The organism is Nocardia sp. CA-128927 (assembly GCF_050955855.1).
Classification (GTDB): Bacteria; Actinomycetota; Actinomycetes; order Mycobacteriales; family Mycobacteriaceae; genus Nocardia.
The window spans coordinates 4,126,765-4,150,033 of the sequence record NZ_CP192087.1; the positions used below are offsets into that span (position 1 = coordinate 4,126,765).

Below are 23,269 nucleotides of genomic sequence, written 5' to 3' on the forward strand. Positions count from 1 at the left end.
GCGATTCGAGCAGTCCGATGCCAGATGAACAACCGGTTCGACGATCGTGCGTTGGTAGCCGGGTCCCCATCGTCCTGTACACCCGGCAGTCAAGCAGCTGCGGTATCACTACTCGTCAATTCAATGTCGCCGCAAGGTATCCGGGTCGATATCCCATTCGGCCATAGTGACGCCTCCAGCGTCATGCCTGATCGATGGTTCGACAGGACTCGCCCCCGCAAGCCACAGCCGCAGCGCCCGAAACTGGAATCCGTCTTGCTCGGCCAACTCCCACTCGAATTCCACCTGCTCACCGGCGACCAGATCCCTGCGCTCGGACTTCAGCGCAGGAACCGCCGCCGCGTCGATCACGCCCCACCCTTCCTCGGCATGCCACTCGCGGACTGCACCTGTTTCACTCATCAGTGCCACTCCTACTAGACGATTCGCTGTGCAGTCGATTCTGATTGTCCGACAATGGATTTCGTAAAGAGTGTGGTCTGTCGCGGAGGTACTCCACGTCAAACTCGCAGAGAGCCGGTTCGTCGACCCGCTAGCCGTGGTGTATCTCGAAGTCGCGGTAGTGATATCGGGCCCGGAGGTCCCGGCCCGCGGTCAGTGCGCTGACGTGGGTGGTGTGTTCGAGTTCGGTTCTGGCCTGCGCGATAGCGTCCAGCCGGTGGCGCTCCTCGCGCACTCGTTGGTCCTTGCGGCGCTCGCGGTTCAGGTGCTGCTGAGTCAATTCATTTGTGAGGCTGCGGATTTCGACTGTCCGCGCAGCGATGTACTTAGCCTCGGCCGGACCGGCAGGAATCCGCCCGGAGAGCAATGTGGTGCATTCGAGCACCGCGAGATGCGCGACGCCGGCGGCCTCGTCCGGGAGATCCACGCCCGACAGCGTGGTGGCGTGGATGAGCTGGTCGTAGGCGTCGGCGAGTTGGGTGAGCTCGGGTGAGTCGAGGTTGAGCACGTCGTGGTCGGCGACAAACCGCTGCCATCGCTGTACCTGTCGCCGGGTCCGCCAATACGGGGTCAGCGTCGGACATGGGCCGATGAACGTCATTGCGACCGCGACACCGCCGAGCACAGCGAGGGGCAGGCTGTGCACGGTGAGTCCGGCTCCGACCGTGGCGACGCCACCGAGGAGTGGCCCTTTGCTGTGCGGCAGGCTCGATTCGAGGGCTGCGACCGCACGAGGAATCTCGACCCTGTCCAGCCTGTGACCGGAATGCCTCGATAGAACGGCGACCTGCGCGCAGTCGACCATATTCCGAGCTTAACCTCGATCTTTCGCCGGGTTGATGTGCTGGCCTGATCGGGTTCGGATTGGGTGTTTCGGTCGTAGTTTTCCGGTTGCGGGCAGGGCAGCTGGCCCGCGCAGCGGGCTGGCTGCCGGGTTCCACTGGCCCGGGTGGTTGGTTTCCTTGGTTGCAGGGACGGTTTCTGGCTGGTCAGCCGGGTTGCAGGCGTGCTGCGGCGGTGGTGAGCAGTTCGGTGTAGGGGGCGTGCCGCGCCAGGTGCAGTGTGGTTTTGCGGGCATGGCGGGCGATGCGTCCGGCGGCTGAAAACAGCCGCAGCCGTAGCGTTTTCGGTTCCCAGCGACGTGCGGGGTGGTCGTGCAGGGCGAGTGTCTGCATCCAGGCGGTCAGGTCGAGTGCGAGCGCGACGACGGCGAGCCAGATGCGGTTGGCGTCGAAGCTGTGGAACGGAAGATTGCGCAGGCCAGTGTCTTTCGCGTTTCTGATCCGGTCTTCGCAGCGGGCCCGCTGGCGGTGACGCAACTCGAGGTCGGGCAGCTGGCCGCGGGTGGTGTTGGTGACGAACGCGGTCAACCGCATCCCGTCGCGGTCGGTGAACCGCAGCTGAGCACCGGGGTGTGGTCTCTCTTTCCTGACGATGAGCCGCATGCCGGGCGGCCATCCGGTCAACTCGGTGATGCCGGTGACTTCCACGACCCAGGCGCCGTCGCGGACCTCGCCGTCTGCGTCGTAGGCCGGTGTCCAATCCTGCGGATTCAGGTGGGTGCCCATGGCGGTGACGATCTCGTCGGTGAGAGTGAACCCGACCGAGTACTGCAGCCGGCGGCGGTGGCAGTAGTCGAGGAACTCGTGGGTGCCGCCACCGGAATCGGTGCGCACCAGCACTTTCCGGCCGACCCGCCATCCCGGCTGCCACGGCAGCTGAGCGAGGGCATCGCGGAGAACCTGCTTGTGGTCGGCAGCGGTATTACTACCGGCGTTGCCCGGCCGCAGCATGGGCGCGGCGGGCTCGCCGGTGCCGGTGCGACCGTGGTCGATGAACGACCACAGCGAGTGGAAGCCGAAGCCCCGCTTGAACGTCGGTGTGGCGTTCTGTTTTTCCGAGTGCGCGTCGGTCAGGGTGGCGTCGAGATCGATGATTAACGGATCATCGATGTTGATCCCGTGACCGGGGGCGTTCGGCCCAGCCACGGCCCACGCCTGCGCCCGCGCGTCCGCGCGTGCAGAAGCGATGGCGGCCAACGCTTTCGGTGCCTGGGCAGCCAGCGCGGTGATCGTCCGCGACACCGTCGGATCCGAGGCCACCAGACCGAACACGCCCGGCTCGGCCCGTAACAACGCCACATCCGCGGCGCAGTCACCACCGACCGCGAGTGTCACCGCCAAATCCAGCACGATCTTGCCCGGGTCGTGGACAGCCATCGGTTTGCGCCACGGCCCCAACTGTTCCGACAAACCCCAGGTCAAACCAGTTATCTCGGCAGTACGCAGCAGCAGTGCCGCACCTGCGTGTGACACCACGCCCGCACCGTCACCGTCGATGGTCAGCCGCGGATACGGCGATATAGACTTGCCCACCAGAAAGGTGCTCCAAAACCTCGATCAATTCAGCCTTCGCAAGTCGAATTATCGCAGGTCGGAGCACCTTTCGCCATTCCCGCCGCAGGTTAGGCGCCATTACCATGATTGGCCGAGGTTAACGCGCCCGCGATCCCGTGGACAGAGAGAATCTATGCGGTGATCGAGTCGACTTCCGAGGCCGGCCTTCTCGATAACCGCCGCGCTGCCCTCCGGCGCAGACGCCGCCAATTCGTCAGTTGCCGATCTGCTTCGGGGTGACCGAGAAACGCACCCACGACTACGTGCGCCATGGCACCACGAACCTGTTCGCCGCCCTCGATATCGGCACCGGGCGCGTCTACGGCGAATGCAAACCGACCCGCAACGGCGCCGACTTCGTGGCGTTCCTCGACAAGGCCGTCAAGCCACACCGTGGCAAGGACATCCACATCGTGCTCGACAACCTGTCCACCCACGCCACACCCGAGGTGGTGAAGTGGCTCGAGGCCCACCCGCGCGTGGAGTTCCACTTCACCCCGGTCGGATCGTCGTGGATCAACCAGATCGAAATCTGGTTCGGCATCATCACCCGCCAGTCGATCCGCCGTGGCACCTTCAGTTCGGTGAAAGTCCTTGTCACACAGATCCGTGACTACATCACTCACTGGAACACCGACCCGAGGCCCTTCGAATGGACCGCGACCACCGACGAGATCCTCGCCAAGGTCCGACTCACTCAAACCAACATCAAGAAGCTCGTCGACAACAACGGGAAGTAACGCCATCAGAATCACGAGACACTAGGAGCCGACTTCAACTTCGCGCCGTCGCCGTCATACACGTGGAAAGAGGTACAGCACACCCAGAAGGCTCTGTTGTCCACGATCCGATGCGACAACGACATGTCGGCAAACAAGCCAGGGTGCATCTACCCAGAGGAGGCTCCGGTGCTGTCCTACAGCAACCCTGCCAAAAACGCCGAGCTTGCCGGACATATCGCGGCCGCACAGAATTCCGGTGTCGTGGGTCGGCCCGGCGGCGTGGTGCTGCACAAGGGAACCAAAGAGCTGGAAACAGAGCACCGGGACAACGCTTGTAGGAAGAACCCGCGGGTGCCCAAGCCAGTGCCGCGGACCACGAGCTGTGATGAGTACCCGTTCGCGTCGTCTCGTGAAGGCGCGAAAGATGATGGCACGGAACGGACTTTCAACGGATGCCAGATGCCGGACGTCGCGATCGGACCCACCGGACCGGGTTACAGCGTCTGTTTCATCAATGCGGGTCACAACAGTAGTGGAGGAGGCGACGTTCGCTGGTTCTACCACTGGAACAGGATTCTCAAAGACGATCCGTTCTACGTCGAGGCACTCAACGGATACCTCCCGGTACCGGCCACCAGCCAGAATCGGTGACGATGGGTGCTGCGTGGTGTTCGACACGACGCAGCACCCTGGCAAGACCAGGCAAACTAGAAAGGGGATCAGCAATGGTGCAGTGGTCAGTCGGTCTCCAGCACAGGGATTCAGCCGGGGCGGCCGTCCTGCGCGGGGAGGCCGACTCGCCGGAGCAGGCGGCTCGCGAGCTCGTCGACGCGGCCAGAACATTCCTGCACGGAAGAGCCGAACGCTACGGCGAACTATCGATCGCGCACTTTGACACAATCTTCCAGCTCGAAATCCTCGGCATCGCAGACCTCTCCATACCCACCGATGCGATCGTCCAACAGATACTTGCCGCGCTACCGAACGCCAGGAACATTCTCGAACCGTCAGGCGAGAACAGCCCCACCCCGGCTATCTCCCGAGCCCGGCTCGACATCCACGCGGGTCCTGGGGGCGTCAGCAGGCAACTCGACCGCATCACCACCTGGACCCAGACCCACCTCGGTCGCGTCGCGTTCCTACCCGCCGCCGATGCTGCAGCCATCACAGCAGCACAACAACATTCGGGAAACCGATGGCCACAGGACATGCTGGACTTGTTCGCCCACGCCAACGGTTCGGAACTGCCGATCCTGCCGGATCACGACCTACTATCGATGGACCGCAGCAACGACATCCGGAAGCTCTGGCTCGACATCATGGTCGATCTACGCGAACGCCATCCCGAAATGGCCGCCGACTTCGACCAGGAAGCGTTGGGCGCCATGCCTGCTGGCACACCGGCCGGAATCTTCCTGCCCCAATTCGTACCGATCGCCGACCGTGACGGTGCAACGCTGGTCGTGGACACCCGCCCCGGCGACCGCACTGGCTGCATCATCGAATACACCGCCGAAGGCAGCGATGACGAAGGGCCGCTGTGGATTTCACTCGCCGCGATGCTCACCAACCTCGCCGACAGCTACGAGGCAGGCACAGAGTTCCTGCGTTACCGACCATCCGTCGTCGCAGGTGAGCTGACCTGGGTGTAGGCATCAAGTCTGCCGATCGACGGTGGTGAACGCGTCCTGAGGTAGACCGAGAGCAGTGAGAAGGGTAGCGATCGTCTCCTCGACACCCACGGTGGATTTGCTGATCCAGACCATCGTGTTGGCGTCGAGCTCTGCGTGTTCCGAGTCCAGGGCAATCGCGCTCAGGGCAATCTCGGCACCGGCGATTCGGAACAGCGCGACTGCGACCGGACCGGGATCCGCCCAGGTGTGCTCGACGTGCAGACGTAATCGTGCTGCGAGCGCATCCAACGGTGCCGCCAGGACGCCGCCGAGAATCAGGTTCGCGGAAGCCGCTTCCCACGCACTGTACTGAAGTGCCGGGTTCCGTTTCCCCCCTTGGTATTGCGCGGCTGGCTCCCACCCGGGTTCGGGCCCGGGCACCGGAAACTGAAGCATGGCAGCCTCTTTCGGCAACATCGGAATCACACTGCGGCGGCGAAGGAGTCAAAGGCATCTGGCCCGAACAGTACGAAACGCACCTCCTGCACCGTGGTGTCGGTGGCTCGCACTGTCTCGATCGCGATACGGGCGCCATCGTCGATCGGCCAGCCGAAGATACCGGTGGATATGGCTGGGAACGCGACCGTCCGCGCACCCAATTCGTCTGCCACCCGCAGTGATTCGCGGTAGCAGGAGGCCAGCAACTCCGATCGGTCGTCCTGCGCCGACCACACCGGCCCGACCGTGTGAATCACCCATCGTGCGGGCAGATTCCCGGCGGTCGTCGCGACGGCCTTGCCGGTTGCCAACCCCTTCCCGTAATGCGATGCCCGCAAGTCACGGCACGCGGCCAGGATCGCCGGACCACCCTTGCGGTGAATGGCACCGTCGACGCCCCCGCCGCCCAGCAGTGATGAGTTCGCTGCGTTCACCACCGCATCCACATCCTGCTCGGTGATATCGCCCCGGACCAGCACGAGTTCGACCATGGAGCCATTGTCGCCACTCGCAGCGGCGCGGCAAAATCAGGATGACCAATCAGTTCAGCTGCTCGGCCAGCCCGACGATAATGCCCTCGGGGCCACGGACATAGCAGAGCCGAAAGGTCTGCTCGTACTGCGCGATCTCGCCGACGAGTTCGGTGCCGTGGGCGCGCAGGCGGGCAACGACATCGTCGATGTCATCGACGGCGAACATGATCCGCCGAATGCCCAGCGTGTTCGTCGGCGCGTTCTTCGGCTCAGTCCTGATCGCCTTCGGCGTATGGAACATCGCCAACTCGACCCCACCGTGGCCATCCGGAGTCCGCAGCATCGCGACGTCCTCCCGAACGTCATCGACCCCGATCACCCGTTCCACCCAACGCCCCTCCACCGGCCCCCTGTTCTCCAGCTCCATACCGAGTTCGACGAAGAACGCAATGACAGCGTCGAGGTCCTCGACAACGATCAGAACGTTGTCCATCCGCTGAATCGCCACAGCCCTATCTCCCTTGCCAGTAGGTCCCGATGTGGGTTCGACAGTAGCGACGTATGGCCGGACGGGAACTCATCGCTGGGAGATTACGCGGCGAGGCGGGCCTAGCCAGTGTTTTGAAAGTGGGTGAGGGCGGGCAGGTGCCCGCCCTCACCCGTGTCGGAGCCATTGGTCGATGGCTGTGATGTGGACGGTGGCCTGGTAGCGGACGGCGAGTTTGTCGTATCTGGTTGCCATGGCACGGTTTTCCTTCAACTGGCCGATACCGCATTCCACGGCATGGCGTTGCTTGTAGTCCTCGGCGTCGAACGCTGGTGGTCGCCCACCGGCGGAGCCTTTCTTCTTGCGGTTGTCGGTTTGGTCGGTCTTGATCGGGATGGTGGCTTTGATCCCGCGTCCGCGCAGGTGTGCGCGGTTGGCGCGGGAACTGTAGGCCTTGTCGGCGCGTACCCGCTCGGGCCGGGTGCGCGGGCGTCCCTTCCCGAGGCGGGGCACCGCGATACCGGCGAGCACGGCGGTGAACTGTGGGCTGTCGCCGCGCTGACCGGCGGTGATCAGGAAGGACAGCACCTTGCGGCCCTGCTCGGACGCCAGGTGGGTTTTGGTGGTCCATCCACCACGGGAACGCCCGAGCCCGTGATCGGCGGGCTCGATGTCGACCCCGCCAGGCGGCTCGGACTGGGCGTGGCCGTCGCGGCGGGCCCCGGCGGCATGCCGATGCGCTCGGGCGATGGTGGAATCCACACTCACCTGCCACCCGATGCGACCGGCGGCATCGGCGAACGCTTGCAGCATCTTCCAGATCAGCGTCCACACCCCCGCACGCTGCCAGCGACGGAACAGCCCGTATACCGTCTGCCAGTGCCCGTAATACTCGGGCACGTCCCGCCACGGTGTCCCGCATCGGGTGCGCCATCGAATCCCGTCGATGAGCTGTCGTTTCGTCCACTTCGGCGGGCGGCCCGCCTTTTTGCCACGAGGCAACAGCGGTTCCAGCCGCGCCCACTGGGCATCGGTCAGATCCGCGCGCCTCGCCACCGATACGCTGGTCACGAGGTCTCCGGTATTCAGGTTCTTCTTCGTCGCTGAACCATCTACCGGAGACCTCCCTTCATCTGGTCACCGACACGCCAACGCAGGCAACACCTTCTGCATTCCACGGGTTGAGGGGCGCCGCTACACGGCGCCCCTCAACCCGAAACACTTTCAAAACACTGGCTAGTGTCCTGCGCCTGAAATTCGTTCAATTTATTCCGGGATGTGTTGGTGGGGGCGTAGGTTCGGCGTCTGGTGATGGGGCGACCGAAGGCCGAATTGGTACTCAGTGATGAGGAGCGGGCGGCGTTGACCCGTGGTGCGCGGGCGGCGAGTTCGTCGCAGGCGTATGCGCTACGATGCCGAATCGTGCTCGCCTGCGCCGAGCCCGCTCCCAACACCGAAGTTGCTGTGCGGCTTGGGGTTTCGGCACCGACGGTGGGTAAGTGGCGGTCACGGTTCGTGGCCTCGCGGTTGGCTGGTTTGGCCGATGAGCAGCGGCCGGGTCGGCCGCCGTCGATCCTGCTCGACCAGGTCGAAGAGGTCCTCACCGACACGTTGGCGTCGAGACCGGTGAACGCGACGCACTGGTCGCGGGCCTCGATGGCAGCCCACAGCGGATTGTCGAAATCGACGATCGGGCGGATCTGGCGGAGGTTCGACCTCAAACCGCATAGCCAGGACGGATTCAAGCTCTCGACAGATCCGCTGTTCGTGGAGAAAGTCGTCGATGTTGTTGGCCTGTACCACAATCCGCCCGAGCGGGCCGTGGTGCTGTGCGTGGACGAGAAGAGTCAGATCCAGGCACTGGACCGTTCCCAGCCAGTATCGCCGATGATGCCGGGCATGCCCGAAAGGACGCACCCATGACTACCAACGTCACGGCACCACAACACTTTTCGCGGCATTCAACGTCGCCGACGGCACCGTGATCGGCGAGCTGCGCCGACGTCACCGCGCAGCCGAGTACAAGAAGCTTCTGGTCGCTATCGACAAGGCGGTGCCGGCCGAGTTGGACGTGCACATCGTGTGCGACAACCTCGCCACCCACAAAACCCCGGCCGTCTACCAGTGGCTGGCACGGCACCCGCGCTTCCACGTGCACTTCACCCCGACCGGCTCATCCTGGCTCAACCAGGTCGAACGCTGGTTCGCCTACCTCACCGACCAACTCCTACGTCGCGGCGTGCACACCAGCGTCCAGTCACTCGAACGCCAGGTAAACGCATGGATCACCACATGGAACGACAACCCGAAACCGTTCGTATGGAAGAAGACCGCCGAGGAAATCCTCAACTCCCTGGCGAAATATCTTCAACGAATTTCAGGCGCAGGACACTAGGCGGTAGCGCTCTGGGATCGTCTCGAAGGCGAACAGGATGGCCTGCAGCTTCGTATACTGCTTGGAAGTGTTGGTAGCCAACATCTTTCGGCCGTCCTCGTGCGTGAGGATAAAGGTCACGTCCTTGCCCTTTCCGCCCAGCAGGGCACCCGCCAACGCTCCAACCGGGCCTAGAGTCACCGCGCCGACCGCGCCCCCCATAGCTCGGTGAGCGTATGTCGGTGTCCTGCTTGAGATCACGTCTGTGCGCCGGATCGACTGTGGCACGGTAGGTCCGGCAATCTCACAGGCGCGCAGCCTTTCCTGGCACTACCCGAGTTCGGCGAGCCGCGCCACGGCCGGCGCCATGCCGTCGATCCACGCCGCAGGTGCACCGCCCATCGGGATGACCAGGACCTCGTGCACGCCGAGCTTCGCGTAATCGCCCATCCCGCGCACGAATTCATCGAGTGTGTCCGGAGTCGGCCGGGGGTTGCTCGCGACGATGGTCGTGCGGATCTCGCTGTAGTCTCTGCCGACTTCGTCGCAATGCCGCCGCAGGACGTCGAGCTTGTGCCCGACATCCTCGGGAGAAGAGCCGACGAGGTTGCAGGCGTCACCGTACTGCGCGACCAGTCGGAGCGTCTTGCGTTCCCCGCCACCGGCGATGAGGACCTTGGGCCGGTTGATCGGTTGTGGCGCGCAGAGGGTCTCGGTCAGCTGATAGTGCTTGCCGCGAAATGAACTGTTGCGCTGCGGATCCCACATCTGCGCGCAAATGCGTACCGTCTCCTCCAGTCGCTCGAATCGTTCCGCGACGGGCGGGAAGGGCACACCGAGCCCGCGATGCTCGCGCTCGAACCAGGCGACGCCGATGCCGAGCATTGCCCGGCCGCCGGACAGCACGTCGAGGGTGGCCACGATCTTGGCGAGCAGGCCGGGATGCCGATAGGTGACACCGGTGACGAGCAGGCCGAGACCGATCGTCGAGGTGTGCGCCGCCAGATAACCGAGCGTGGTGTACCCCTCCAGCATGGGCGACTCCGCCGGATAGCCGGTCAGCTCGATCTGGAAGTAATGGTCCATGAACGACAACCAGGTTGCCCCCGACGCCTCCGCCGCGGCACCTATCCGGGCCAGCTCACCGGCGATAGCGGCGGTGCCGCCGTCGATTTCGAAATCGGATATGTGAAAGCCGAGATCCATGAATCCCCCTAATGATCCGTACTGCCACGGTAGATCCTGAATGCCCAATTGACCATGCTGTGCGTGGGTCAAGACCACGCAATCGTCAGCAGGTGCTGGGAGCAGGCTTTCCCGCGAAGCGGTCGGTCAGGTAGGTCAGTGCAGCGGGTAGCCCGGCTGCGGCCTCGGTACCGTGCTCGCCGATCGGATTCTCCGCTCGCTGCACCGGAGTCCCGGCGGCGCAGTACTTTCCGGCGAGCGCCCGCGCGGCGCCGATCGGGGCGAACTCGTCGGCGATCGCGTGATAGAGCAGCACCGGCGTGGTGGGCGCCCCTTCACGGAAGAGTGGGCTCGCCATGTGGACAACCTTGCTCAACTCGGAGTTGTCGGTGACCGAACCGGGCCAAGCCTCCAGCTCGGCCGCATTGAGAAACGGGTGCGCGAGTGCGGCGTCATGCAGACAGTCTGTTTGGCCGGCCGCCAGCATCGCGCGGCCGGATTCGTTGAGGTACTGCGGCACGTTGGCCTCCGGATAAGACCGGTTCAGTCCGACCAAGCCGACAACGACTGCACCGCCCGCGATCCGCCGCTGAAGCCCGACATGGTGGCCTCCAGATCGGCGACCACCCCGCCCAGTGCCGCACCGGTCAGTTCTAGATCCGGGGCGTAGGCGCTTTGCATTTGGGCCGCGACGGCGGTGGCCTGCGCCCCGCCGGAGTACCCCCACAGACCGATCGGAGCGGCGTAGTCGATAGCCGCCGACGCGAAACCCTTGGCAGCGCGAATGCCGTCCAGGACGCCGTGGGCGTAACCGTCGGCACCGGAGAAGTCGGAGGCGGGTCCCTGATAGTCCGGCACCACCAGGGCCCAACCTTGTTGGAGCGCAAGACGAATAACCCCGGTCTCGGAGAATGCGTTACTCGGACCGCCGCCGAGTCCACCGCGCAACGCATAGGAGGGCGCGCATTTCGAGCCGACGCCATCTTCGGCGACCTGATACGACAACAGCGGGCGGGGACCGGCGCCGGTCCATTCTTGCTGTGGCACAAAGATTGTGGCGACATAGGCGCTGGGCCGCCCGTGATTGTCGATCGTCTTGTACTGCACCTGCCACGCGTCGGCCGGTAGCGGCAACAGGAACGACTCTGCGTTGATCGGCCGGGAAGCGAGCACGGTTCCGTTGGGTAGGTCGGCGATACCGGGAGGCATCGTGTAGAACGAATCCTGTTCCGGCAGCGGCACCGCCGATGCCCAGCAGGCACATGTCGCCATCAGCCCGAAAACTGCGGTCACGACGGCAGCCCGCAACATTGTGATCCACACTGTCCGCATCGCGGCAGCCCCTCCCCTGAGAACCTGTTCTAGTTCGTGTGGTCGGGAGCCTAGTGTACGTCGCGGGCTGCTGTCCCAATACTGCTCGCGCAGTCCGTGGTTCACCACGAGTCGCAACCTCAGTTGCGGAGGGTTTCCCTGTCGGGATCGACGACCCGGGCGCTCGCATGCATGGGCAGCGGTCCGTCGGGACCACCGGTGAAGGAGAACTGGGGGCGAATCGGTTTGGTGGTCGCCAGATCCAGCTCGAGGCGCTGGGCAATGGTCGCCAGTGCGAGAACGGCTTCGGTGTTGGCGAAGACGTGGGCTACGCACATGCGCTTTCCGGCTCCGAAGGGCACGGAAGCGTGGCGTTGAGTGGGTGTCAGGTTTTCTGTCAGGTAGCGGGTCGGGTCGTAGACCTCGGGGTTCGGCCAGACACCGTCGTGATGATGTAGGGCGTGCAGGCTGAGCGCGATGGTGGTGCCTGCCTGAATCGGGAAATCGCCCAGCAGGTCATCGTCTTTCGCAACGCGGGCGAGTCCGACGACGGGCGGATAGAGTCGCATGGTCTCGGCGAAAACGGCTTTCGTCCACGGTAGGAGATCCACGTCGTCGGCGGTGGGGGTGCGGCCGGCCAGGACGTCGTCGAGTTCGGTATGCAGGCGGGCGCGGACATCAGGGTGTTCGGCGAGTAGCTTCCACGTCCAAGTCAGCGCGGTGGCGGTGGTTTCCATCCCGGCACCGATGAATGTCATCAGCTCGTCGTGGATTTCGGCATCGGTGTAGCGGTGTCCGGTCTCCGGGTCGCACGCCGCCATCAGCAGCGCGAGCAGGTTGTCGCGATGGGTGATCGCACCGCTGCGGTGATCGGCGATGAGCTGGTCGATCACCCGCTCGACGTGCCGGAGATCGGCGACGGTACGCGGCGCGATAAGCCAACTGGCGGCGCGCATCACCCGCATGGGCAGGTCATGCCGGTCCGTGAGCTCGGCGAGTGCGCGCAGCCGACGAACGGGGGCCACGACGAACCCGAATCCGAAAAGGCTCAGCAAGCGGGAGAACCTGATCTGCGACATCGGTCCGGTCAGGTCGACACCGAACATGGTGCGGACCACGATATCGAGAGTGAACCTGCTCATTTCGGCGTTCACGTCGACGGATGCGCCGTCGGCACCGAGCCGGAGGATGCGGTCGGCGCTATCGCGCGCAGCGTCGGTGATCGGGCCCGCGAGGGTGGCGATATTGCGTTTGCCGAACACCGGCTGCACCAGGCGCCGATTTCGTTGCCAGCGTTGCTCGTTCAGCTCCGTGACCAGGCCATGCCCGAAACCCACGGCGAGCATGTCGTATTCCGCGCTCTTGGTGTAGTTGGCCTGGTTGGTGACCAGAACATGCCGCGCCAGCTCCGGGCTGCGCACCGCGACATAGCGCCGAAACGGCATGCGGGCCACCATGATGTCGTCCTGGCCGGGGAGTCCGCTGCCGTAGAAGTCGGCGACGCTACGGTTGCGCCAACGCGGCACCACCTGAGCGGCAATCTGCCACGACTGCCACCATGACACTCGGGTGTGGTGCCAGCGCAGCAGAGCTGGCTGCCAGCGCGGCGGGTAGAGGGTCGGGTTGGGCGTGACCGAACTTGTCGTCATGGTGAATCCCTTGTTCACGTGGCCTTTTGTCGCAGCGTATGCGGATACGGCGGGGTAAACGTCCGCCGTTCGAAGGACACCTGGAGGCCCGATCCAGGTTATCGTCGGAACATGACAGCGCGCGGCCCGGTGCCCGTGGGGTGGGACTTCTGGGTTCGGATCTGGGCGGCCTACGTGGTGGTCGGCATCATCGCCACCGGCGTTCTCGTTGTCGTGTTGCAGCGTGAGTCCGCCGGGTACCAGTGGACGAGTTTGGCGGCGTTGGCTTGCCTGCTGGCCTGGTCGGCGCAGTTGGCGCCGCGCCGCAACAAACCGGAAGAGTTCTATCGCCGTACGGTGAATCGGAACTCGGTGCTGTTCGTGGCCGTAGCGCTGGTGTTGTATCTCGTTGTCGCCTGGTGGTCGCCACAGGCCGTCGCGGCGGTGATGGTGGTGTACGCACTGATCTACATGTCGCTGCCGGTGCGGCCGGCGATGTTGGTCGCCGGTGCGATCAGTTTCACGCCACTGGTCTACTCGCTCGTCCGCCAGACAGATGTGCCGATGGGCCTGGCGATCTCGCTGATCGCGGTGGTGTTCAACCCGCCGATCGGGGCGACGATCGCGCTGGCCATCGACCGCGGTGAACAATTGACCGTCCTGCTGCGCCAGCTGGAAGGGAGCCGTGCCGAAGTCGCCCGGCTGTCCCGCGAAGCTGGCACTGCGGACGAACGTGCCCGGCTGGCAAGGGAAATCCACGACACCCTGACCCAGGGTTTCACCGGCATCGCGACGCTGGCCCAGGCCGTGGAATCGGAGTTCGACGTGGATCCCGTTGTCGCACGCCGCCATATCGCGCTGATCGAGGCCACCGCGCGGGAGAACCTGATCGAAGCGCGCACCATGGTGGAGGCGTTGACACCCCCGGAATTGGGCACCGGCCCGCTTGCCGAATCGGTGCGGCGGCGCTGTCGCAGGCTCGCCGACGAGACGGGGATCGAGGTGGTCGTGCAGCTGGATTCGACTGTGCCGCAGTTAGATATCGGTACCGAGGTGGTGCTGCTACGTGCCGTGCAGGAGGCGTTGGCCAACGTACGCAAACATGCACATGCCGACAGCGTGCATGTCACACTCACCCAGATCGACCAGGGGGTGCGACTGTCGGTGGCGGACAACGGAATCGGGTTCGACATCGACGACACCAACGGATTCGGGCTGCCCGGCCTGCGCAGCCGGGCGCAGGAGATCGGCGCGACGGTCACGGTCACGAGCGCCCCGAGGATGGGCACCCGGGTAGATATCGTGGTGCCAGCGTGATCACTGTATTGATCGTCGATGACCATCCAGTGGTGCGGGAGGGCATGCGCGGAATGCTTTCCCGGGAAACCGATCTCGCTGTTGTCGGCGAGGCGGCCGGTGGGACGGAGGCCGTGACAGTGGCAACCGCGCTGCGGCCCGACGTGGTGTTGATGGACCTGCGGATGCCCGATGTCGACGGTGCTACGGCGACCGAGCGGATCCTGACCGCCTGCCCCGACACCCGGGTGGTAATCCTCACCACCTACGAGACCCACGCCGACATCGTGCGCGCGGTAGAGGCCGGGGCCTGCGGATACCTGCTGAAGGGCAGCTCGCGCGCCGAACTCGCCGCCGCCGTGCGCGCGGCCGCCCGCGGCGAGACCGTGCTGACCCCATCGATCAGCGCAAGACTGCATCACCGACGTCAGCACCCGCGCGTGGCATTATCCGCCCGCGAGGTGGAGGTACTCGGTCACGTCGCGCACGGACTGACCAACGCCGACATCGGTCGACTCCTGCACATCAGCGAGACAACCGTGAAAACACATCTCCAGCGCGCATTCACGAAACTCGACGTCTCCGACCGCACCGCTGCCGTAACGGCAGCCTTGGCCCAGGGGTTGTTGGCCGCACCATGAGCCATACTGGATCGGTTCCCCAGTGATCTTGTGGGCGTTCCCCATTTGATTTCGACTGTACCGTTGTTCGGGCGGGCGGTGGTCGCCTCGATATCGTTCGGTATCAAGAAGTTCATGTCGGGGGAGTGTGTATCGGTCAATGACTCCTTGAAGAGAAGTTCTCGAAACGAGCTGCGTGGCAACGGCGTACGCCGTTCCAGTGGTCGGGCGAGGTTGTGCATGGACAACCTCTCGAGTTTGCGGGACATTCCGCCTCTAGATCACTTCCCTGTTCGCTGCTGAGTCGATGGCGTATGCGCCTGACTTGAAGTGTCGAAACCTTCAGGGCTGCAACGCTGTTCGGGCTGCCATGACGAGCCTTGTCGTAGGTTGATCGGCAACCTCTTGCCTCTTATCGAATTGGAGCATTGCTGCTTGATAGAAATATGAAGTAAGACATCGAGAGCTGTAACGGTGACGTGGTGAACGTCGTCGAATTCAGCTGAATCTGGTTCCGTCAGGAATTGGTCTGCCCGTGTTGTCACGGCTTGCTTCGGGCTGGTCGTCGATGGGCTCGTTATTGGGGAGTTTGATGAGTACTCACCGTCGGGGTGCCACGCTGCGTTGGTGGCCCTCTTATATGCATGGCCTGAGCAGGATTGCGTGGGCGGCCGTATTGGTTGCCGCGCTGATTGCCACATTGATACAGGTGATTGTGGCGCCACAGGCTGCCGCCGCACCGAAACCGAAGAACCCGCGCGATGTTCCGCTGATAATTTCGAAGGCCGTTTCGAAGCCTTCGCTAACTGGTAAGCAGGCCCAACCGGAGGCCGATTTCACGCCACTGCTCGCTGGCGGTGCCGCTGCTGTTCCGGCGAAGGGCGGTTTCGATCCGAAGACGTCGAAAGAGTCGGCGCGGACCGAGGATTCGGTCGAGTTCACCAACGCCAACGGCACCAAAACAATGGTGCTGTCGCAGGTCCCGGTCAGTGTCCGCAACAGCAAGGGCGGTTGGGATCCGATCGATACCCGGCTGGTGGAGCAGAAGGATTCCAAACGTGTTACCGCAGCACGGACCGGTGTCGGGATCGACCTCGCCGAGTTCGCCAACGACCCGAATCTGTTCCGGGTCAACCAGAACGGCACCCCGGTCACCCTGGAGTTGAAGGGTGCGGGCAAGGCTGGCCGTAAGGTCACCGGGTCGACCGCGACCTATGCCAACGCCCTGCCGAACACTGACGTCACCTACGACGTGACCGCGGATGCGATCAAAGAGTCGATCGTCCTGAAGTCGGCTTCTGCTGTGGGCGAAGGGCGTTGGGTGTTCAAGCTGAACACCGGCGCGCTGACGCCGAAGGTCGACGGCAAGACGGTCAGGATCAGCGACAAAGCTGGCAAGGTCGTCGCCGCGCTACCCCCGATCGAGGTCTGGGATTCCGCGGGTAACGACAAGGACAAGAAGCCCTCGGCCCGTACCGATGGCACCTACACCCTCGCCCGTGACGGTGACGCGTGGCAGCTCACGGTCGCTGTCGACACCAAGTGGCTGAAAGACTCTGCCCGCAAGTTTCCGGTCGTGGTCGATCCGACCTACACCTTCGGATTCGGTCAGCAAGCTGAATCGATCGCTTACCAGCAGGTGCCGCGCCGTGCACACAGAATTGCGGTATCCGGACCGGCAACGCGCGGGACTGGCTTGGCCAGAACGTGTTGTGGCGCTCGGCGATCCGCTACGACCTTGCGCCGCTGGCGGGCAAGACCGTCACCGGTGCGCGCCTGGATCTGAAGCTGGGGGCCGCGCCGGTAGAGATGAAGCCCGCATCCCAGCTGACGTTGTATCAGGCCACCACACCGCTTGGCTTCGGTGCGATCGGCCCGCAGCTGGCTTCGGCAAGTATCGCTGAATCCGGCTCCCTCACTGGCCCGGCGCTGACCACTTACCTCGGCGAGCGGGTCAAAGCTACCGACAAGAACACCTGGTTCATGCTCGGTGGCGCCGAAACCACCAATACCTACACCTACAAACAACTCCAGGGCGCGTTGATCGTCGACTATAGCGACGGCGGCACGAATCCCACGGATCCGACGAACCCCACCGACCCCCCGGCTCCGGGCCCGCAGGTGAACCTGGTTGCACCGGTGGAGGATTCGGTAATAGCAACCGATGAACCGACGCTGGCGGTGAGCGCGGCCCCGTCGGGTACCAAGTATTGCTTCAAGATCTCCACCGGTTTCGACGGCCGCTCCGGGAGCGTGGTCGATTCCGGTTGCTTGAGCGCACCGAAGTGGACGGTGCCGCAGCATGTGCTGACCGACGGCGCCCGCTACAGCTGGACCGTGGCGACGGTGGCAGCCGGTGCGACAACTCCTACTCCGTCCAAATGGGTCGGGCACTTCACCATCGACAAGCGCGTCGGTCAGCCGGGGCCGGCGCCGACGGACCAGATAGGTCCGGTCACGGTCAACCTTTTCAACGGCAACGCGCAGACCAGCGCAGCGGGGCCGGTGTTCGAGGCCGTCGGCGGGGCCGCCGGAGTCACCTTCGCCTACAACTCGCGACAGGGCGGAGACGGGAATGGTGTGCGCGCGTCGTATTTCAACGACGCCGACCACAACGGTGCCGCAGACGCGACTCCGGTGATGGTGCGCAACGAAGCTCAAGTGAATCTGGACTGGGGCAACGTCTGGAGCAACGTGCCGGAAAACTCTCCCTTCCGGGAAGATCCGATGCCGGCCGCGTTGGACAAGCAGTGGTTCGTCGTGCGGTGGGAAGGGTACTTCCGGGCAGCGGTGACGGGTGATTTCAGTTTCGCGGGCTCGCACGCCGATGGCGCGAAGATCTGGGTCGACAACAACCTCGCCTACGACAATCCGAACCCGGCCACGGTCGGCGGTGACTTCTCCACCGCGACCGCGAAGAAGAACACCGATGTGTCGCTGACCGGCGGGCAGCGGGTGCCGATCAAGATCGAGCTTTATCACCGCACGACCGAGCGGCCGAAGATGGTGTTGTGGGCCAAGAGCACCACGGGCGCCGGTACCTCGCGGACCCACAACTGGAATCCTCAAATCGTAACGACGGATTGGTTGTTCGCCCAGGACCCGTCGCCGTTGCCGGGCGGATGGACACTCGGGTTGATGGGCAGCGAGTTTGTCTCGGCCCAGATGCTCGACGGGTCGGTCGTGCTCACCGATTCCTCAGGCGGTAAGCACGGCTGGGCCAAAGCCTCGGCGGGCGGCTATACCCCACCGAGGGATGAGGACGGTGTTCTCGCTGTTGATGCCGAGGGCCGGGTCTCGGTCACCAAGGACGGTGTGGTGTCGGTCTTCAACGTCGACGGCACCCTGTCCGCGGTATCGAAGGTGGCCGACAGCAAGAAGCCTGCCTCTCTGCAGTACCGGTATGCCGGGAATCCGGCGCGGTTGACCGAGATCAAGGACCCGGTGTCGGATCGCGCGCACACCCTGTACTACAACACCGACAACAGCAACAACTGTTACGGCGGAACAGCTTTGCCGCCGGGCGCAAACTCGGCACCGGCGCAGAAGCTGTGCCGGATCAAGTACTGGGACGGCACCGAAACCCGTTTGTGGTACATCGTCGGTGCCCTGGGCCGGATCGAGAACCCGGGTTCGGAAATCCGGGACTACAGCTACCTGAACCTGATCAACGCCAAACGCGATTTCGACGAGGCGGGTAACAACACCGAGAAAAAGCAGAAGGCCATGGACGCTGTCGGGTCGCTGGACGAGGTCCGGGACAGCTTGGCGGTGGACTGGCGGGCCACACAGGGGGCCTACAACTCGAACGCCGAACGGTATCTGATCGAATACGACGAGTTTCGAGACGACCCCGAAATACCCCGGCCCCCGCATTCCCGGGCGATCAAGCTCACCGCCCCTAAATCAGACGGCGCAGACACGGGCTTCCGACTCGTCCACGGCTACCAATACAACACCACAGGCAAGTCTGCACTGAGCCTTTTTCATCCTTGTCGGGCAGTCCGGATTTCGCGATCCTGTAGCACGTGGATGGCCTTGACCAGCTGTCCGGCTTTGTCGGGGCAGCAGCGGAGTTTCCGCAGCACCCGCCAGCTCTTGAGCTGGGCGTTGGCTCGTTCGCCGCAGCCGCGTAGTCGTGCGTGCGCGCGGTTGGCGGCCTTCTGGGATTCCGGCTTGTTCTTACCCTTGTACGGGGTCAGCAGCGCGGTAGCGCCTTGATATCCCTTGTCCGCCAAGGTGATCCAGCCAGCGGCCTCGAGTTCGTGGCAGATCCGCCAGATCCAGGCCGCCTTCAGATCGTGCACGCTGCCGGGCAACGCGCCCGATACCCACGCGATGTCACCGTCAGGTGTCGCGATCACCTGCACGTTCATGCCGTGGTGGCGGTGTTTGCCCGAGTAGAACGGCCGATCCGCGGCCACTCGGTCGATAGCGATCAGCGTGCCATCCAGGATCAGGTAGGCATGTCCGTCAGTCCTGGCTTGCCGCAACGCCTTCCGCAGACCCACAGCACGCCCGGCCAGCAGTTCCACGGTTTCCTCGACATACCGCCACGCCGTCGTAGTCGACACCCCGAACCCGGCTCCCAGATCACCGAAAGTTTCGCCTTTACGCAGGTAAGCCAGCACCAGCAACGCCTGCCGGCCCGGGTTCAACCGCCGCCACACCGACCCGATCGCGCCACGGTGTCGCCGGATCACCCCGGCCACGTAGTCGAGGGTCTGACGTGACAACGGCAGCGCGGCACGGTAGAAAAGCATCGAAGCCCTTGGTGTTCGGAGGTTGCGGTAAACAACCGATCTACCAGGGGCTTCGCCATACGTCCAGTCGAACTACCTTGCAGGGCAACAGATCCCGCAGTCCCGCATCAAGCAGGATGAAAAAGGCTCACTGCTCAATGTCAGCGGCATCGACAAATGGGGTGTCCGCAAGGTGACTTGGGACGATGCAGGTCGTCAACTCACCTCAACAGATGGTGTCGGCGACACTGTCCGCACCGAATGGAACGCCAAAGACAAACAGACGGCCAAGGTCGACACGACTGGTCGGCGCTCGACGGTGATCTATGACCATGCCGATCGCCCGACGGACCAGTACGGTCCGGCCCCCGGTGATTGTTTCAACGGGCAATTGCCCAAGCCCGAGTGTGCGCAGACCATGCCGCACGTCAGCAAGGGGTTTGACGAGAATCTGGTCGGGTTGGAGTCCGCGTTCTACGACAACCGGTTCTTGTCAGGTGTCCCGAAGGAGTGGGGCACCGGTGTCGGCAGCCCCGACGGCAGCCTGAAACGTAGCTGGGGTTCGACGCCGCCGGTGGCGAACAGTGATGGCTGGTCGGGTCGGTTCATGGGTGAGGTCAAGTTCCCCGCGACCGGTGAGTACAAGCTCGGATTCACCGTGGTCGACGGTGTCCGGTTGTGGATCGATGACGTGTTGATCGTGGACAGCTGGACCGACAAAGCCGCCACCGCTACCGTTCCCGGCACCTACACCAACACCACCCCCGGTGGTTGGCATCGAGTCCGGGTCGACTACTACAACCGCAGCGGCACCGCCGGTGCACTCGATTTCACCTGGACACCACCGGGTTCCGGCAGTGCGGTGACTGTGCCGGGCCAGAACCTGCAGCCCCGCTACGGACTCGAAACCAACCTGGTCACTGAGAACACCTCCGGTGGTGATGTCGAACGTGCCCCGGCTAAACAGATCACGACCGGATACTCCGACCCGGCCAACGGGATCGACCCGGTCTTCGGGCTGGCGGTCTCCAAGACCGGTGACCCGGGCGGGATCAATCTGACCAGCCGGACAGTGTTCGAGCGGCCCGGCCAAGGGTTCCTGCGCCAACTCACTGCAGTGTTGCCTGCCGGTGACCTCACCAATCCCGACAAACATGGTGCCTCCACCTACTACGGGGACAACGAAACCCGCGCGAACCCGTGTGATTCGAAGTCCGCAGCCGTCAGCCAAGGAGGCAGGGTCAAACTTGTCCTCGGGGCAAAGGACGCGGACGGGTCGGCCAACATCGTCGAGACGGTGTACAACGCCGCAGGACGTATCTCCGCCATGCGCACCAACAACGAGCCATGGTCGTGCCGCAGCTATGACGCCCGCGGCCGGATTGTCAAAACGTTGTACCCCGCGATGGGCGACCAGCCAGTTCGCAGCAGCGCTTACGACTACGCAGTCGGTGGTGACCCGCTAAAACTCAAGATCAGCGACGACAACGGATCATCCACCAAAGTGGTCGACCTGCTCGGCCGGACAGTGTCCTACACCGACCCCAATGACGTCACCACCACGGTCGGATACGACCGCGCAGGGCGTAAGGCCAGTGAGACCACCAAGGTCAAGGGTGTCGCCTCGACCCTGAACTATTCCTGGGACGACGCGTTTCGCCTGACGCGCCTGGATCTGGACGGGACCGCTGTCGCCACCCCCGGCTATAACGCAGGGATCCTGAAAAGCGTTGCCTACAGCAACAAATCCAACCTCTCGATCACGCATAACGATGTCGGCTCGGCCGCAGCTTATGCCTGGAAGGTACCCGATTCCGTGGTCACCAGTGCGGTGACCCGTTCCCGCGACCAACGCATCACCAACGAAACCATCACCGACTCCACTAACACAGGCACCAACTACGACTACGCCTACACCTACGACGGTGTTGGCCGCCTCGTCGGCGCGACCATGCCGCATCACCAGCTCACCTACACCTTCGCCGGTGACAATGGCTGCGGACCGAACAAGAAGGCGGGGTTGAACACCAACCGTACTGCCTTCACCGACAGCTTCAACGGCGCAGCCCCTGCTACCACCAACTACTGCTACGACGATGCAGACCGGTTGCTGTCCACCAACGGTGCCACTGATCTCTCGTTCACTTACGACAAATACGGCAACGCGATCAAGGTCGGTACCGACACCCTCGGCTACGACTCCACCCGCCGCCACGTAACCAGCAAAACCGCTGCCGGACGCTCGGTCACCTACAGTCGCGACGTCATCGACCGCATCACGATGCGAACGGTCAAAGACAACGACAAACCTGCACAGGTGACCCGTTACGGGTTCACCTCCGACTCCGGTGGCCCCGACTTCGTCCTCGACGGATCCGGCAACCTGCGTCAGCGGTTGCTGAAGCTGCCCGGCGGTGCCCTACTCACCAAGAACTACACCGCCAATAGCAGCAACTGGTCCTACCCCAACATCCACGGCGACATCCTGTTCACCGCCGACGGTGCAGGCACGCGTACCGGCACGCTCCACCTCTACGACCCCTATGGTCAGAACATCGACCCGGCCACCGGCGCTTTCGGCGATATCCCGATCCCGGCCACCGCCGAGGGCGGCATGGACTTCGGATGGCTCGGCCAGCACACTGTCCCCATCGAACACCTTGCCAGCCAGCAAGCTCTCGAAATGGGAGCTCGCACCTACCTACCCACCCTGGGCCGATTCCTGCAAACCGACCCCGTCCCCGGTGGTTCGGCTAACAACTATGACTATGTCAACGGCGACCCGGTGAACTCTCTGGATCTCAGCGGAAGATGCCCAACATGTGCTGCTGCGGTCGCGGTGATTCCCGTGATCGCCGATGCGGCGCTAATATATAGTCCTGGGGTGCAGTTAAAAGATCGTTCGATCGAAGCGCCGAGCGTCAACACCTTTGGGGGCGATGACAAGCCAGCGCCGGCAAGTTCGCCAGCTCCTGAATCGAGAGTGGCGGATGTTCGGCTATTGTCTGGCGCATCGAATATCCCGCGTGGCAGCGAAATATCGAAAACATATTTTGGTGACGGCAGTTATCTCGAGGGTCGCTGGTATGGCTATCATATGCATCTAGACCCTGCAATGTCGCAAACCATACAAGGTGCCACGTGGGTCGGAGTTGGAATTACTGGCCTCGGAGCCCTAGGGCAGAGTGTTCCTGCGATTATTATTGGTGCGATTCTCACAATACAGGCTGGCGCGATTCAAATGGGCTCGAACGCGGATGGTTCGTCGGATGTCTATTCGCTGGGCGGCCTCAACGGGCCTTGGCTTCCGGGGGTATTCTGAAATGAAATGGATACGGTCAGTTTCTATAATGAGATGGATACAGTCAGTTTCTATAGTTATATGCATCGCATTATTGACGGCATCGATCTACTACGCTTTCACGCGAGGTTTGGGTGACGAGACGCAAATTCGCTACGCGCAGGCCTGCGCAGCCGTCGGAT

At 63.5% G+C, this 23,269-nt stretch carries 20 protein-coding genes and 2 pseudogenes; 9 read left to right on the forward strand and 13 right to left on the reverse strand.

Going from position 1 to position 23,269, the window contains the following annotated elements; genetic code table 11:
• Positions 1–120: 120 nt before the first annotated feature.
• The 3 genes from ACQPW1_RS19545 to ACQPW1_RS19555 form a co-directional block, all read right to left on the reverse strand.
• Positions 121–402 carry a hypothetical protein gene (locus ACQPW1_RS19545; protein WP_433664126.1) on the reverse strand — a complete coding sequence of 94 codons (282 nt, stop codon included), beginning with the start codon at positions 400–402 and terminating at the stop codon, positions 121–123.
• A 130-nt stretch (positions 403–532) separates the two neighbouring features.
• Positions 533–1,246 carry a hypothetical protein gene (locus ACQPW1_RS19550; protein ID WP_433664127.1) on the reverse strand — a complete coding sequence of 238 codons (714 nt, stop codon included), beginning with the start codon at positions 1,244–1,246 and terminating at the stop codon, positions 533–535.
• A gap of 184 nt (positions 1,247–1,430) precedes the next feature.
• Complete coding sequence (locus tag ACQPW1_RS19555; RefSeq protein ID WP_433655183.1) at positions 1,431–2,816, reverse strand: IS1380 family transposase; 1,386 nt, start codon at positions 2,814–2,816, stop codon at positions 1,431–1,433.
• A 239-nt stretch (positions 2,817–3,055) separates the two neighbouring features.
• Between ACQPW1_RS19555 and ACQPW1_RS19560 the strand changes: the two genes are divergently transcribed.
• From ACQPW1_RS19560 to ACQPW1_RS19570, 3 genes are all read left to right on the forward strand, one after another.
• Positions 3,056–3,577, forward strand: coding sequence for an IS630 family transposase (locus ACQPW1_RS19560; protein ID WP_433664128.1), 522 nt, complete (start codon positions 3,056–3,058; stop codon positions 3,575–3,577).
• 168 nt (positions 3,578–3,745) lie between these two features.
• Complete coding sequence (locus tag ACQPW1_RS19565; RefSeq protein WP_433664129.1) at positions 3,746–4,210, forward strand: NucA/NucB deoxyribonuclease domain-containing protein; 465 nt, start codon at positions 3,746–3,748, stop codon at positions 4,208–4,210.
• A gap of 74 nt (positions 4,211–4,284) precedes the next feature.
• Positions 4,285–5,211, forward strand: coding sequence for an SMI1/KNR4 family protein (locus ACQPW1_RS19570; protein WP_433664130.1), 927 nt, complete (start codon positions 4,285–4,287; stop codon positions 5,209–5,211).
• A 3-nt stretch (positions 5,212–5,214) separates the two neighbouring features.
• Here ACQPW1_RS19570 and ACQPW1_RS19575 read toward each other — a convergent pair whose 3' ends face one another.
• The 4 genes from ACQPW1_RS19575 to ACQPW1_RS19590 all read right to left on the reverse strand — a co-directional run bounded on the left by ACQPW1_RS19575 (position 5,215) and on the right by ACQPW1_RS19590 (position 7,701).
• Positions 5,215–5,628 (reverse strand): hypothetical protein, encoded by a 414-nt coding sequence (locus tag ACQPW1_RS19575; protein WP_433664131.1) that lies wholly within the window; start codon positions 5,626–5,628, stop codon positions 5,215–5,217.
• 26 nt (positions 5,629–5,654) lie between these two features.
• The gene (locus tag ACQPW1_RS19580) at positions 5,655–6,161 is read right to left on the reverse strand and encodes an O-acetyl-ADP-ribose deacetylase (protein WP_433664132.1); all 507 of its coding nucleotides are present in this window, start codon (positions 6,159–6,161) and stop codon (positions 5,655–5,657) included.
• 49 nt (positions 6,162–6,210) lie between these two features.
• Positions 6,211–6,651 carry a VOC family protein gene (locus tag ACQPW1_RS19585; RefSeq protein ID WP_433664133.1) on the reverse strand — a complete coding sequence of 147 codons (441 nt, stop codon included), beginning with the start codon at positions 6,649–6,651 and terminating at the stop codon, positions 6,211–6,213.
• 147 nt (positions 6,652–6,798) lie between these two features.
• Positions 6,799–7,701 (reverse strand): IS5 family transposase, encoded by a 903-nt coding sequence (locus ACQPW1_RS19590; protein ID WP_433654540.1) that lies wholly within the window; start codon positions 7,699–7,701, stop codon positions 6,799–6,801.
• A gap of 240 nt (positions 7,702–7,941) precedes the next feature.
• Between ACQPW1_RS19590 and ACQPW1_RS19595 the strand changes: the two are divergent.
• Positions 7,942–9,025: pseudogene (locus tag ACQPW1_RS19595) on the forward strand (IS630 family transposase).
• On the opposite strand, the gene ACQPW1_RS19600 reads toward ACQPW1_RS19595, so the two are convergent.
• The 5 genes from ACQPW1_RS19600 to ACQPW1_RS19620 form a co-directional block, all read right to left on the reverse strand.
• The gene (locus ACQPW1_RS19600) at positions 9,008–9,226 is read right to left on the reverse strand and encodes a hypothetical protein (protein ID WP_433664134.1); all 219 of its coding nucleotides are present in this window, start codon (positions 9,224–9,226) and stop codon (positions 9,008–9,010) included. The pseudogene ACQPW1_RS19595 and the gene ACQPW1_RS19600 sit on opposite strands and share 18 nt — an antisense overlap.
• A 108-nt stretch (positions 9,227–9,334) precedes the next feature.
• Complete coding sequence (locus tag ACQPW1_RS19605) at positions 9,335–10,210, reverse strand: LLM class F420-dependent oxidoreductase (RefSeq protein WP_433664135.1); 876 nt, start codon at positions 10,208–10,210, stop codon at positions 9,335–9,337.
• Positions 10,211–10,295: 85 nt separating this feature from the next.
• Positions 10,296–10,745: a lipase family protein gene (locus ACQPW1_RS19610; protein ID WP_433664136.1), complete on the reverse strand. Its 450-nt coding sequence runs from the start codon at positions 10,743–10,745 to the stop codon at positions 10,296–10,298.
• Entirely contained in the window at positions 10,733–11,482 is a 750-nt protein-coding gene (locus ACQPW1_RS19615; RefSeq protein ID WP_433664137.1) for a lipase family protein, read from the reverse strand. Before ACQPW1_RS19615 ends, ACQPW1_RS19610 begins: the two co-directional genes overlap by 13 nt.
• A gap of 158 nt (positions 11,483–11,640) precedes the next feature.
• On the reverse strand, positions 11,641–13,149 hold the full coding sequence (locus ACQPW1_RS19620; RefSeq protein WP_433664138.1) for a cytochrome P450: 1,509 nt from the start codon (positions 13,147–13,149) through the stop codon (positions 11,641–11,643).
• A 111-nt stretch (positions 13,150–13,260) separates the two neighbouring features.
• Here ACQPW1_RS19620 and ACQPW1_RS19625 point away from each other — a divergent pair, with 111 nt between their 5' ends.
• The 4 genes and pseudogenes from ACQPW1_RS19625 to ACQPW1_RS19640 all read left to right on the forward strand — a co-directional run.
• A complete protein-coding gene (locus tag ACQPW1_RS19625) occupies positions 13,261–14,445 on the forward strand; it encodes a sensor histidine kinase (protein WP_433664139.1) in 1,185 nt (394 codons plus the stop codon).
• A complete protein-coding gene (locus ACQPW1_RS19630) occupies positions 14,442–15,065 on the forward strand; it encodes a response regulator transcription factor (RefSeq protein ID WP_433664140.1) in 624 nt (207 codons plus the stop codon). The genes ACQPW1_RS19625 and ACQPW1_RS19630 overlap by 4 nt, the downstream gene beginning before the upstream one ends.
• A gap of 571 nt (positions 15,066–15,636) precedes the next feature.
• A complete protein-coding gene (locus tag ACQPW1_RS19635) occupies positions 15,637–16,830 on the forward strand; it encodes a hypothetical protein (RefSeq protein WP_433664141.1) in 1,194 nt (397 codons plus the stop codon).
• A 941-nt stretch (positions 16,831–17,771) separates the two neighbouring features.
• Positions 17,772–18,038 (forward strand): annotated as a pseudogene (locus ACQPW1_RS19640) (PA14 domain-containing protein); the annotation flags it as partial.
• A gap of 992 nt (positions 18,039–19,030) precedes the next feature.
• Here the strand turns inward: ACQPW1_RS19640 and ACQPW1_RS19645 are convergent.
• Positions 19,031–19,807, reverse strand: coding sequence for a transposase family protein (locus ACQPW1_RS19645; RefSeq protein ID WP_433656363.1), 777 nt, complete (start codon positions 19,805–19,807; stop codon positions 19,031–19,033).
• 172 nt (positions 19,808–19,979) lie between these two features.
• Between ACQPW1_RS19645 and ACQPW1_RS19650 the strand changes: the two genes are divergently transcribed.
• Positions 19,980–23,108 carry a PA14 domain-containing protein gene (locus ACQPW1_RS19650; RefSeq protein WP_433664142.1) on the forward strand — a complete coding sequence of 1,043 codons (3,129 nt, stop codon included), beginning with the start codon at positions 19,980–19,982 and terminating at the stop codon, positions 23,106–23,108.
• Positions 23,109–23,269 lie beyond the last annotated feature (161 nt).

What these genes read in the sequence shown, in the direction of transcription:
- ACQPW1_RS19545 (WP_433664126.1), bottom strand. Translation starts at nt 402, where the DNA reads ATGAGTGAAACAGGTGCAGTCCGCGAGTGGCATGCCGAGGAAGGGTGG.
- ACQPW1_RS19550 (WP_433664127.1), bottom strand. Translation starts at nt 1,246, where the DNA reads ATGGTCGACTGCGCGCAGGTCGCCGTTCTATCGAGGCATTCCGGTCAC.
- ACQPW1_RS19570 (WP_433664130.1), top strand. Translation starts at nt 4,285, where the DNA reads ATGGTGCAGTGGTCAGTCGGTCTCCAGCACAGGGATTCAGCCGGGGCG.
- ACQPW1_RS19575 (WP_433664131.1), bottom strand. Translation starts at nt 5,628, where the DNA reads ATGCTTCAGTTTCCGGTGCCCGGGCCCGAACCCGGGTGGGAGCCAGCC.
- ACQPW1_RS19580 (WP_433664132.1), bottom strand. Translation starts at nt 6,161, where the DNA reads ATGGTCGAACTCGTGCTGGTCCGGGGCGATATCACCGAGCAGGATGTG.
- ACQPW1_RS19600 (WP_433664134.1), bottom strand. Translation starts at nt 9,226, where the DNA reads ATGGGGGGCGCGGTCGGCGCGGTGACTCTAGGCCCGGTTGGAGCGTTG.
- ACQPW1_RS19605 (WP_433664135.1), bottom strand. Translation starts at nt 10,210, where the DNA reads ATGGATCTCGGCTTTCACATATCCGATTTCGAAATCGACGGCGGCACC.
- ACQPW1_RS19620 (WP_433664138.1), bottom strand. Translation starts at nt 13,149, where the DNA reads ATGACGACAAGTTCGGTCACGCCCAACCCGACCCTCTACCCGCCGCGC.
- ACQPW1_RS19625 (WP_433664139.1), top strand. Translation starts at nt 13,261, where the DNA reads ATGACAGCGCGCGGCCCGGTGCCCGTGGGGTGGGACTTCTGGGTTCGG.
- ACQPW1_RS19635 (WP_433664141.1), top strand. Translation starts at nt 15,637, where the DNA reads ATGAGTACTCACCGTCGGGGTGCCACGCTGCGTTGGTGGCCCTCTTAT.
- ACQPW1_RS19645 (WP_433656363.1), bottom strand. Translation starts at nt 19,807, where the DNA reads ATGCTTTTCTACCGTGCCGCGCTGCCGTTGTCACGTCAGACCCTCGAC.